Below are 11,694 nucleotides of genomic sequence, written 5' to 3' on the forward strand. Positions count from 1 at the left end.
GGCGATGAGATTGTCGGTCATCGTTCCCCATTCCTTGATTTGCGGCGTGAACGATATCGTGGCGCAATCGTTGGATACCTTCGAAAAGTCGTTCACCTTCGAAATGCACGCAACAGGGAGCAGCCAGATGCAGGTATGGGACGGGCAACGTGCACGCAGCGACCGCACTGTCGTGTCCGCGCGAGGCCTGCGGCTTCAGGGCCTGGAGTTCCGTTTCGTCGCCGAAGCGGTAACCGTTCCCACGGACTGGTGCTTTCAAGAGCCCCATCACGTATTCGTCATACATAGGCGCGGGAATCTCAAATCCATGGAGATCGACTTCCAGAGTGGCCCGTCAGGTCATTGCCTTCCCCGAGTAGGAGACGTGTGGGTCATTCCCGCCGAGCACCGCTACGCAGCCCTGGCCCAAGGTGCGATGGTTGGATTCTGCGAAATCATCGTGCCCACATCGGTTTTCGGCGACCGAGGGCTGACGCCACGAGTGGGATACCAGGACACGCTGCTGCACCGACTGGTCGAACGGCTCGCCGGTCAGACCCATCAGGAAGGCGCCGCGGCCACCTTGTTTCGGCAGTCTCTGGCTGAAACAGTGCAACTGCACATCGCCGAGCACTACCCGGTCCAACCCAGGCTGGCACACGTGGAAGGCGTCGAACGGCACTTCGATCAGCGCGCACAGCAGGTCGTCATCGATTACCTGCAGTCGGAGTTGGACAGCCGCATCGATCTCGATGCTCTGGCCGCCACGGTGGGAATGACGGCACGCAGCTTCCTCTCCGCCTTCTCGGCGGCCTTCGCGACGACCCCGCACCAATACCTGATCGAACAGCGCATTCAACGAGCCAAAACGCTGCTGTCCGGGACCACTGCCAGTATCACGGAAATTAGCGCCACCGTCGGCTTCTCCACCCCAAGCCACTTCGCTACGAGCTTCAAGCAGCGCGTCGGCGTGACCCCCACCGCCTACCGGACCAACAGCTGAACCAGCGTTTCTCGAAAGATCCGGTGAGCCGAACGGGATTGTGGAATTCCTCACGCAGGGCCACTGTCGACGTGTCGACGGTGGTGTCGGGACGTCGGTGAGGTTCGGCGGCACGGCTTCGGGGCACACTGGCGGTGTGCTGCCCACCGGTCCGAAAGACGTCGATCCCTTCGTGCGCGTTCTCGGATCCCAGGTGCACAACCTGAGGGACGTCGACGTCGCAGCGCCCCGCGACGCATTCGTGGCCTTCACGGGGGTATCCGGTTCCGGTAAGTCCTCGCTTGCGTTCGGGACGATCTACGCCGAGGCGCAGCGCAGATACTTCGAGTCGGTCGCGCCGTACGCGCGGCGTCTGCTGCTGCCCGCCGGCGCGCCGAAGGTCGACGACATCACCGGCCTCCCGCCGGCCATCGCACTGCAACAGCGAAGGGGAGCGGGGACGTCACGGTCGACCGTCGGCACCGTGACGACGCTGTCGAATCTGTTGCGGATGCTCTTCTCGCGGGCAGGCACGTACCCGCCAGGGGCGACCGAGCGACTGGACTCCGATTCGTTCTCGCCGAACACCGCAATTGGCGCGTGCCCGGAATGCCATGGCATGGGGCGCATTCACCGCGTCACCGAGGAGACGCTCGTCCCCGACCCGTCACTGACCATCCGCGAAGGCGCGGTGGCGGCGTGGCCGGGAGCATGGCAGGGCCAGAACCTGCGTGACATCCTCATCACCCTCGGCTACGACATCGACAAGCCGTGGCGGGCTCTGGCGAAACGCAAGCGCGACTGGATCCTCTTCACCGACGACCAGCCGACCGTCGAGATCGATCCCAGCCAACATCCGGTGACCGCCGACTACTACTACAACGGCACGTTCTCCAGCGCCGAGCGTCACGTCCGGCACACCCTGGCGAATTCGCAGAGCGCGATGATGCGGCGCCGGGTGCTGCAGTTCGTCGACAGCGTCCGGTGTCCCGTCTGTGATGGCTCGGGTCTGCGGCCGGAGGCGTTGCGGGTCACCTTCGCCGACAAGACGATTGCGCACTACGTCGCCATGCCACTCACCGACCTGGCGTCCGCGCTGGAGCCTGCGGCGACTTCCACCGACGCCGAGGCGGCCTACGAGTCCACCGAGTCGGGCGAGCACACGGAGGTGGCCACGATGATCGCCGCCGACCTCGTCGCGCGGATCCAGGTCCTCGTCGATCTCGGGCTTGGCTATCTCAGCCTGGACCGGCGCACCCCCACGGTGTCACCGGGGGAGCTGCAGCGACTTCGGATCGCGACCCAGTTGCGGGCCGGCCTGTTCGGGGTGCTCTACGTGCTCGACGAACCGTCTGCGGGGTTACACCCGGCCGATGCCGAGCCGCTGCTCGACGTCCTCGACCGGTTGCGGCGCGCTGGGAATTCGCTATTCGTCGTCGAACACGACATGGACGTGGTTCGCCGCGCGGACTGGATCGTCGACGTCGGCCCCGGCGCAGGCGAACTCGGCGGCGAGGTGCTCTACAGCGGCCCGGTGCCCGCGCTGGCTGACGTATCCGCCTCGGTAACCCGCCGCTACCTCTTCGACGACGCGGTACGCGACGCCAGGCCACCACGGGTGGCATCCGGGGCTCTGCGGTTGCGCGGCATCTGCTTTCACAACCTGCGCAACCTCGACGTCGAGGTCCCGCTCGGGGTGTTCACCGCCGTCACGGGGGTCTCCGGGTCGGGCAAGTCCACGTTGGTGTGCAAGGTCGTCGGCGACGTCGTCACACGTCACCTTGGCCCAGGTAGCGCCGAACCGGACGAGCCGGAGCCCGGCGAGCCGGACACCTCCATCATCGACGCCGATCTCGATGCAGGCATCGGCGTGACGGCCGACGGCATCGAGGTCATCGACCGGCTGGTGACCGTGGACCAGCGGCCGATCGGACGGACGCCGCGGTCCAATCTTGCGACGTACACCGGCATGTTCGACGCGGTTCGCAAGGCGTTCGCGGCAACCGGTGAAGCCCGTCGCAGGGGATGGACGGCAGGCCGGTTCTCCTTCAACGTCGCAGAGGGTCGTTGCCCAACCTGCCAGGGCGAGGGGTTCGTCGCCGTCGAATTGCTCTTCCTCCCTGGCACTTACGCGCCCTGCCCCACCTGTCATGGTGCTCGCTACTCGGAGGAGACGCTCGAGGTCCGCTATCGCGACCGAACCATCGCTGACGTCCTCGCGATGACTGTCGACGAGGCGGCAGAGTTTTTCTCCGACATCCCTGGCGCGGCGAGAAGCCTTGCGGCCCTGCGTGATGTCGGGCTGGGTTATCTACGACTCGGGCAGCCTGCGACCGAGTTGTCCGGCGGCGAGGCGCAACGCATCAAGCTGGCGTCGGAATTGCAGCGGGCGCGTCGTGGGCACACGTTGTACGTGCTCGACGAGCCGACGACCGGCCTGCACCCGGCTGACGTCGAACTGCTGGAGCGTCAGCTGCACCGTCTGGTCGATGCGGGAAACACGGTCGTGGTCGCCGAGCACGACATGGGTGTCGTGGCCGGTGCGGACTGGGTGATCGACCTGGGACCGGGCGCCGGTGATGCCGGCGGCCGGGTGGTCGCGGCAGGCACACCGGAAGACGTTGCGAGCGCGGGAGACAGCCGCACGGCACCCTATCTCGCTGCGCGATTGGGTCAGCCGTTTTCATCCGTAGCGCGGTGACGGCCCGTGTAGACGTCCACCGGAGTCGACGGTTCCCGGTTCGGCGTCCAGCCATGACCGAAGAGCTCCAGGGACGGGTCACCGGCAGACGGGACTGATCCGGGCGGTGTGGTGCGTGCACCAACCTCGTCGTTCCGCTCCTTGAGCGGCCAACTGCCTTGATCGATCATCGGGTGCCCCCTTGCCTGCGTGTCATTGCTTGATGCAGTGCTACTACCCGCTTTTCGCCGTCCTCAAAAGTGCCTCTCGGCGACACATCGCCGTCACGTCATCGCCACCGGCGGCGCCTTCCCTGCGGTGATCAGGTCCTCGGCCAATTCGTAGTCGTCGTCGGCGTTGCACGTCAGGACGCCGGCGGCAGCCCCGTCGGCCTCGTACCAGACGGTGAAGCCCCCGTCGCGCTCGAGCAGGCGGCTGCGGTCATAGCCGTCGCCCCACGCGTGATACTTCAGGGTGGCGTCACCGATCGTCGTCCAGAAGCCGGGAACTCCAGTCCATTTCGCGTGTCCGCCGGCCGCGTTCGTCCCGGCGACGCCGCCCTGGTCCGTCGCGTCCTGCCAATGCTCCACCGCGATCGGACGCCCGGCGTCGGCGTTGTAGGCGAACGCCACGTCACCGGCGGCGTAGACGTGCTGGCTCGACGTCCTCATGTCGGACCGGACGACTATTCGTGAGTCGCTGATCGCCAGGCGGGCCGCCCTGGCGAGTTCACTTCGTGGCGCGACCCCGGTGGCGGCGAGGATCACATCCCCCTTGGCCGTGACGCCGTTGTCGAGGTGTACGGCGCCGTCGGCGATGCTCTCGACCGACACCCCGCCGGCGTAATCCACGCCCGCGTCCTCCAACATCCGTTTGATGCGTTGTCCCGCATCGGTTCCCAACCGCTTGGCCTGAGGAACGCGATCGGGTGCCACCAGCGTCACCGCTAGGCCTCGCATCGCCAGCGAGGCAGCGGCCTCGCAGCCGATGAACCCGGCGCCGATCACCACGGCGGAACGTGCATTCTTCGCGGCGTAGCGCAGTCGCTCGGCGTCGGCGAGTGATCGAAGTTGCAGCGCGGACCCGCCGCCGTCCACCGTCAGCGGCGACGGGCTGCTTCCGCACGCGAGGACCATCGACCGGAAGGGGTAGCTGACTCCGCCCGCCGTGACCTGCCGCGAAGCGACGTCGATGTTCTCGACGGGGTGGGAGAGCACAAGCTCGATCCGACGCTCGTCGAACCACTGTGACGTGTGGAGGGCGACGTCGTCGGTATCTCCGCGGAGGTATTCCTTGCTCAATGGTGGTCGCGCGTACGGCGGATGGCGGTCGTCGGTGAGGATGAGCACCGGGCTGACCGGGTCGTGCGCGCGAAAGGCCTCGGCGGCAGCGACGCCCGCTGGGCCGCTCCCGACGACGATCAATCCGGCTGAGTCCATGGCGCGGGATACCCCGGGCGGTGCCCCTTTACACCGGGGTTCGTTGCCGGGGGTCTGGCGCGGCGGTGTTCATGCAGGTGAGAAGGTCCGCGCGGGCAGTACGCTCCAAACGTTCTCGCGATCAAGATCGCCTGTATATGGTGACGCGATGATCGGCGCAGCCCGGGTGCCCACTACGGCCCTGGCTGCCGTGCTCGGCAGCGCCCTCGCGTGGTGTGGCGTCCTCGGCATGGGGCCCTCATCGGCGATTCCCTGGGGGAATGCCCAGGGCCAGTTGGCATTCGGGGGTTTCCCGCGTACCTATCTGGTTCATGCTCCGGCGGGCAATGATCATCCGGCGGGGCTGGTGATCAACCTGCACGGATCCGGTGCGTCGGGTGCGGCGCAGGCGGCGATCACGAACTACGACGCGATCGCCGATGCGCTCGGTTTCGTCGTGGTGTATCCCGACGGCATCGACCAGAGCTGGGCCGATGGCCGCGGGGCCTCCCCGGCCGACCACGCGGGTGTGGACGACGTCGGCTTCCTGGTGGCACTCGTCGATCGGCTCGTTCGCGACTATGGCATCAACCCTGGCCGGGTCTTCGCAACGGGCATCTCCGCGGGCGCCTTCATGGCCAACCGGCTGGCCTGCGACCGGTCCGACGTCATCGCGGCCATCGCACCGGTCGCAGGCACGCTCGGCACCGGTGTCCCGTGTAACGCGTCGCAACCCGTTTCGGTCCTGGAATCGCACGGGACCGCCGACCCGGTCGTGCCGTACGACGGTGGCACCATGCAGGGGCTCGGAGGGGTCAGCGACATCGTCGCAGCGCCGGCGATGGCATCGCGGTGGCGCAATCTGGACCGCTGCGGAGGCGCACCCGTCGAAGACGTCCTCCCGTCCACCGGTGACGGCACCGCGGTGCATCGCTTCACTGCGGTCGGATGCGCTGACGGCGCCGACGTCGTCCTATTGCGCATCGACGGGGGTGGACACACCTGGCCGTCCGGGACCCTCGCCCTGCCGACGGGTTCGGTCGGGGCCACCACCGACGTCTTCAACGCCTCGCTCGGCAGCGCTCAGTTCTTCGCCGCCCACGGCAGGTGACCGGTTACAGCTGCGCCCAGACCGTCTTCTGCTTCAGGTAGGCGTCGAGGCCGTCCTTGCCGAACTCCTGGCCCCAACCGGACTGCTTGTAACCGCCGAACGGCACGTCATGGTCGAACACCAGCTGGCAGTTGATCTGGACACTGCCTGCCTGCAGCCGCTTGACGATCCGGTGGGCGCGAGTGACGTTGGTGGTCCACGCGGTGGCCGCTAGCCCGTAGCTGGTGTCGTTGGCCATCGCAACGGCTTCGTCTTCGTCGTCGAACGGGATGATGGACACCACCGGCCCGAAGATCTCCTCCTTGTAGAGCCTGCTCGTGGCCGGATCGACTCCTGTGAGCACCGTCGGGTGGACGAAGTAGCCCTTTCGGTCGAGCCGGTACCCCCCGGTCACCACCTCGACGCCGTCGCGCTTGCCCTCGTCGATGTAGCCAAGAACGCGGCTGAGCTGTTTGGCACTGATCAAGGGACCGCTCATGACGCCCTCTTCGGTGGGGCCGCCGTACTTCATGAAGTTCGCGACTCCGGCGATGCCCTCGACCACCTGGTCGTACACCCCGCGCTGGACGAAGATCCGCGAGCCGCACACACAGCCCTGGCCGGAGTGGATGAAGATGCCCATCGCCGCTCCGAAGATGGCCTTCTCCAGGTCGGCGTCGTCGAAGATCAGGACCGGCGACTTTCCGCCGAGTTCCAGCATGACCTTCTTGAGGTTGCCCGCCGAGGCCTGCACGATCATCTTGCCGACCTCGGTCGACCCGGTGAAGGCGACCTTCTCGACGTCGGGGTGCGCGCTGATGGCCGCGCCCGCCGTATGCCCGTAGCCGGTGATCAGGTTGACCACACCGTCGGGTACCCCGGCTTCGCGGATCAGCCGGTCCAACAGAAGCGCCGAAAGCGGGGTCTCCTCAGCGGGTTTCACCAAGCTGCTGCAACCCGCGGCGAGTGCGGGTGCGATCTTGGCGCAGGCGTTGAAGATGGGCCCGTTCCACGGGAAGATCAGCCCGACGACACCGTAGGGCTCCTTGAGGGTGTAGGCGTGCTGGTCGACATACCCTGCCGAGGCGATGCCGGTGGACCGCACGTTGTAGGCGGTGCCGTTGATCTTGGTGCACCACCCGGCGTAGTAGCGAAAGAATTCCGCGCAGGTGGGTACCACCAACTCCGACTGCATCTTCATCATGCCGGTGTTGGCGGAGTCGATCTCCGCGAACTCGGCCGCGTGCTCATCGATCAGGTCCGCGATGCGCCACAGGACCTTGGCCCGTTCGGTTCCTGGCAGCCCCGACCAGACCCCGGCCTCGAACGACGCCTTCGCGCGGGCCACTGCCTCGTTGACGCCGTCGGCGCCGCAGTCGGTGAATTCGGTGATCTGCTCTTCCGTCACGGGATCGATGATCGGAATCACGTCACCGGTGCCGGGCCGTTCACGTATCTCGTCCAATACCGACTGCACTGTCATCCTGGCCCTCGACTCCTTCGATCCTGGTTTCGCTGAAGAGTGTGTCGCACAATGGATTTGAAAACTCGTGACCGGACCCGTCGTCAAGCGCCTCTCGGAGTTGGGATGGAACGGGATCGCGGGGCCGCATTATGCTGAGCACCTGCTTAGCACCCGCGGCGGGCAGAGGTCAATAGAGCGCCCGCGGGAAAGTGGCGCGGCGAAACGTCACCGGGCAATTGGCGGGCCGACTTCGGCCAGCGTGTGGTCAGGCGGGGTTGGATCGCACGCGGTGGGAATTCTTGATCCGCGGAGCCAGTTGGACGACCTCCGGAACGACGGTCGGATTCGCATACGCCAGGGTGACCAGCGACACCAGTGTGTTGGCGACGTCCTGGAGAGCCGACATCCGCGCGGGAAGCTGACCGTGTTCTGACCATGACTTGAACAGCTGGGACAGCAGGTCGCGGTCGGCGCCGCGAAGAATCTCGGTGTCCTGTGTCGGACCCATGCCGACGCGCACGACGGACAAGTGCGGGTGTTCACTGCGCCACGAGTTCAAGATCTCGTCGAGCGCGGCCTTGCTGGCGCTGTAGGCGGCGACTCCGGCGCGCGGACGGCCGACGTCGAAGCTCGAGGCGACGAGCACCACCCCGTTCTCGGACAGGTGCGGCAGCGCGGCCCGCAGGACGTTGTTCGCGCCCAATGCGTTGACGCTGAAGGCGTGAATCCAGGTCGTCACGTCGGTGTCCTCGATGTGAGCGAACGGTATGACCGTGCTGGTGAAGACCACGGCGTCGAGACCGCCCAGCGTCTCGACCGCGGCATCCACCACCCCGGGGATGGCCGCCGAGTCCTCCACGTCGAGTTCGAACGCCGAACCGCCGATGGTGTCGGCGAGCTGAGTCAGCAGCTCCATCCGTCGCGCAGCGACGGCAACCTTGGCGCCGCGCTCGGCGGCGCTGGCGGCGACCGCGTGGCCGATGCCCGAGGACGCCCCGACGACGAGCAACCGCAGCCCCTCGGCGTCGGCATGTTGAGAAGTCACTGCAAACCACCTTCGGCAAGAACGGTAATCATGTTCTCGCCACCTTAGAGCGTCGACAAAGGATTGCCTAAGCTGGTTCGCTCGCCCGGCCTCGAGCGACTATTGGAGCACCGCGCACAGCGCCTCGATGGCACCGGCCCATGCGCTGTCGGACGGGGCCGCATATCCGATGATCAGGGCATCTCGCTGCGCCAACCCCGATTCGGAATCCTCGACCTCGTAGCGGTACTCCGCCAGGCCGCTCACCGCCAGACCACGCCGGGCCGCTGCCTCGACGACCGAGCGCTCGGTGCCACGCGGCAGCTCGACAACGGCCTGCAATCCGGCGGCGATACCGGTGACGCGGACGCCGGGAGCCCGTTGGTCGAGCACGGCGACGAGCTGGTCGCGCCTGCGCCGGTACTGCAGGCGCATCGAGCGCACATGACGGTCGTAAGCGCCCGAGGAGATGAACTCGGCGAGCGTCAGCTGCTCGAACGCACTCGACCAGTCGACGGGCCCCTTGACCATCAAGACCTCCGCGATCAGCTCCTCTGGCAGCACCATCCAGGCGAGCCGCAGGCCCGGCGCGAGCGACTTGCTGACCGAACCGATGTAGACCACCCGCTCCGGGTCGAGGCCCTGTAGCGCGCCCACCGGCTGTCGGTCGTATCTGAATTCCCCGTCGTAGTCGTCCTCCACGATCAGCCCGCCGGCGGCACGCGCCCAGTCGACGGCCGCCGCGCGCCGTTCCGCCGCTAACTCCACTCCCGTCGGATACTGATGGGCCGGCGTCAGCAGCACTGCGCCCGCTTCTCGCAATTGCGCCAAACCATCTGTGCGCGCGCCACTTTCGTCGACGTGCAGGGACGGAATACGCAGCCCTGCACCGGCAAGCACGCCCCGATAGACGTCGAAGCCGTAGGACTCGACGGCGACCGCCCGCACCCGCCGCGCCCGCAGTGTGTGTGCCATCAACGTCAGCCCGTGGTGAAAGCCGGAACAGATGACGATCCGATTGGCGTCGGCGCGTACCCCTCGAGACCGCGCCAGGTACTCCGCGAGCACTGCGCGCAGTTCGATGCGGCCGGCAGGATCGCCGTAGCCGAAGGCGTCGTGCGGTGCGACGGTCAGCGCGCGCCTGGCAGCGGCGAGCCATTGGGTGCGGGGAAACTCCGCGAGATTCGGCGACCCCGGCAGCAGGCCATAGGTGGGCCGGCTTCGCACCGGGCTGGAGTGGGCCGCAGGCGTGGCGGTGCGCGGCGTGGCCCGTCTGGCCACCCTGGTGCCGGATCCCTGCCGTGCGACGAGCCAGCCCTCGGCGATCAGTTCCGCGTACGAATCGGCCACTGTGTTGCGCGCGACGCCGAGGTCGGCGGCCAGTGAACGCGACGACGGCAGTCTGATGCCCGGTGCCAGGCGCCCCGTGCGGACGGCCTCGCGCAAAGCGTCCATGAGTCCGGCCCGCAAACCGGGCCCGGCGAGGTCCAGATGCAGGTCGCGCCCGACTACGAAGGCCTCGCCCTCTGGAGTAGTGGCCCAGTCATCCGTCATGAAATTGGACCATAGACCCGTGCCACTTCATGGGTAGCGTCGGACTCGAGATCGGAATCATCCCGATCAGAACCACGAAGGAGTAACGACCATGCGCATCTACTTCGCGGGTGCCTCCGGGGCGATCGGCACTCGCCTCCTGCCCATGCTGCTCACCGCAGGGCACACGGTGGGCGCGATGACGAGGTCGGCGGAGAAGGCCGGTCAGCTGGCGTTGGTGGGAGCACAGCCGATCGTCTGCGACGTCTTCGACCGCTCGGCGTTGACCGGCGCCGTTCGCGCCTTCGCACCCGATCTGCTCTTGCACGAACTGACCGACCTCCCGGACGATCTGGCGAACTTGCCGCGGGAATCGCTGTTGAACGCGCGGATACGAAGCGAGGGCACCAGGAACCTCCTCGACGCCGTTGCGGATCTGAACCGGACGAAGGTCGTGGCGCAGAGCGTCGCGTGGACGATGGAGCCAGGACCGGAAGCCGACGCCGTCGCGGCTCTGGAGGAGGGCGTCCTTGGGGTGTCCGGCGTCGTCCTTCGCTACGGCTTCTTCCACGGGCCAGGCACCTACTTCGAAGGGCAACTTCCGCCCGCCCCCCGCGTGCACATCGACGCCGCCGCAGCCCGGACCCTGGAAGCCCTCGATGCGCCGACGGGCATACTGACGATCGTCGATGACTAGCCAGCACGACTACGGAACGCTGAAAGTGACCGCCGCACATGAAGATCTGCGTCTTCCTCTCCGCCGCCGACCTCGACGATCGTTACACCACGCCCGCGCGCGAGTTCGGTGAACTCGTCGGAAGGGGCGGCCACACCCTGGTGTGGGGTGGATCGGACACCGGTCTGATGAAGGTCGTCGCCGATGCAGTGCGGGAAACCGGAGGGCGCCTGGTCGGAATCTCCGTGGAGTTCCTCAGAGACCGGGCGAGGCGGGATTCCGACGAGATGGTGATCACCAGGGACCTCGCCGAGCGGAAGGCCGTGCTGCTCGCCAGCTGCGACGCGGTGGTGGTGATGGTCGGCGGTCTCGGCACCCTCGACGAGGCGACCGAGATCCTGGAGCTGCGCAAACACGGACTTCACGAAAAGCCGGTCGTGCTGCTGAACTCCGCAGGCTTCTACGACGGATTGGCGCTGCAACTGCGCCGGATGGACGAGGACGGGTTCCTGCCGATCCCGTTGGCCGGGTTGATTCACTTCGCCGAGGACGGTGCGGGTGCGCTCGCCCATCTCGAGGAGTCCGTCGGTCGGCGGTGACGCGGCGACCCGCGCTTTCGCTATCGTCGGGCGGTGCACCTTGAGGAACTGCAGTGGTTCGTCGTGCTCGCCGAGACCGAACACGTCACGGATGCCGCGGCCGAATTGGGCATCAGCCAGCCGACGCTGTCGCGTGCCCTGGCCCGCTTCGAAGACCAGGCCGGGACGCAGTTGTTCGACCGGATCAATCGGCGGCTGCAGCTCAACCCGTATGGGCAGATCATGCTCGAGCACGCCCGGCGCAGCCT

General features: G+C 67.0%; 10 protein-coding genes. 6 read left to right on the forward strand and 4 right to left on the reverse strand.

Annotated elements, in window-relative coordinates; genetic code table 11:
* Together ACRDUX_RS03325 and ACRDUX_RS03330 are read left to right on the forward strand one after the other, a co-directional pair.
* A partial coding sequence (locus tag ACRDUX_RS03325) for a helix-turn-helix transcriptional regulator (RefSeq protein ID WP_526411000.1) occupies window positions 1-982 on the forward strand: 982 nt, incomplete at its 5' end.
* A 136-nt stretch (window positions 983-1,118) separates the two neighbouring features.
* The gene (locus ACRDUX_RS03330; protein ID WP_526411002.1) at window positions 1,119-3,662 is read left to right on the forward strand and encodes an excinuclease ABC subunit UvrA; all 2,544 of its coding nucleotides are present in this window, start codon (window positions 1,119-1,121) and stop codon (window positions 3,660-3,662) included.
* A gap of 263 nt (window positions 3,663-3,925) precedes the next feature.
* Here the strand turns inward: ACRDUX_RS03330 and ACRDUX_RS03335 are convergent, their stop codons facing one another.
* Window positions 3,926-5,080: an NAD(P)/FAD-dependent oxidoreductase gene (locus ACRDUX_RS03335; protein WP_526411004.1), complete on the reverse strand. Its 1,155-nt coding sequence runs from the start codon at window positions 5,078-5,080 to the stop codon at window positions 3,926-3,928.
* Between the two features lie 148 nt (window positions 5,081-5,228).
* Between ACRDUX_RS03335 and ACRDUX_RS03340 the strand changes: the two genes are divergently transcribed.
* Window positions 5,229-6,170 carry an extracellular catalytic domain type 1 short-chain-length polyhydroxyalkanoate depolymerase gene (locus ACRDUX_RS03340; RefSeq protein WP_526411006.1) on the forward strand — a complete coding sequence of 314 codons (942 nt, stop codon included), beginning with the start codon at window positions 5,229-5,231 and terminating at the stop codon, window positions 6,168-6,170.
* Between the two features lie 4 nt (window positions 6,171-6,174).
* Here ACRDUX_RS03340 and ACRDUX_RS03345 read toward each other — a convergent pair whose 3' ends face one another.
* From ACRDUX_RS03345 to pdxR, 3 genes are all read right to left on the reverse strand, one after another.
* Complete coding sequence (locus ACRDUX_RS03345; protein WP_526411008.1) at window positions 6,175-7,632, reverse strand: aldehyde dehydrogenase family protein; 1,458 nt, start codon at window positions 7,630-7,632, stop codon at window positions 6,175-6,177.
* Between the two features lie 247 nt (window positions 7,633-7,879).
* Window positions 7,880-8,659 carry an SDR family oxidoreductase gene (locus tag ACRDUX_RS03350; RefSeq protein ID WP_526411010.1) on the reverse strand — a complete coding sequence of 260 codons (780 nt, stop codon included), beginning with the start codon at window positions 8,657-8,659 and terminating at the stop codon, window positions 7,880-7,882.
* 99 nt (window positions 8,660-8,758) lie between these two features.
* On the reverse strand, window positions 8,759-10,192 hold the full coding sequence (gene pdxR / locus ACRDUX_RS03355) for a MocR-like pyridoxine biosynthesis transcription factor PdxR (RefSeq protein ID WP_526411011.1): 1,434 nt from the start codon (window positions 10,190-10,192) through the stop codon (window positions 8,759-8,761).
* Between the two features lie 91 nt (window positions 10,193-10,283).
* Here pdxR and ACRDUX_RS03360 point away from each other — a divergent pair, with 91 nt between their 5' ends.
* The 3 genes from ACRDUX_RS03360 to ACRDUX_RS03370 form a co-directional block, all read left to right on the forward strand.
* Window positions 10,284-10,868, forward strand: a complete 585-nt coding sequence (locus tag ACRDUX_RS03360; RefSeq protein WP_526411013.1) for an NAD-dependent epimerase/dehydratase family protein — start codon at window positions 10,284-10,286, stop codon at window positions 10,866-10,868.
* 38 nt (window positions 10,869-10,906) lie between these two features.
* Window positions 10,907-11,446: an LOG family protein gene (locus tag ACRDUX_RS03365; protein ID WP_526411015.1), complete on the forward strand. Its 540-nt coding sequence runs from the start codon at window positions 10,907-10,909 to the stop codon at window positions 11,444-11,446.
* A 33-nt stretch (window positions 11,447-11,479) separates the two neighbouring features.
* Window positions 11,480-11,694: LysR family transcriptional regulator (locus ACRDUX_RS03370; RefSeq protein WP_526411017.1), on the forward strand; the 215-nt coding region annotated here is incomplete at its 3' end.

The organism is Mycobacterium sp., assembly GCF_050701675.1.
In the GTDB taxonomy this organism is placed as follows: domain Bacteria; phylum Actinomycetota; class Actinomycetes; order Mycobacteriales; family Mycobacteriaceae; genus Mycobacterium.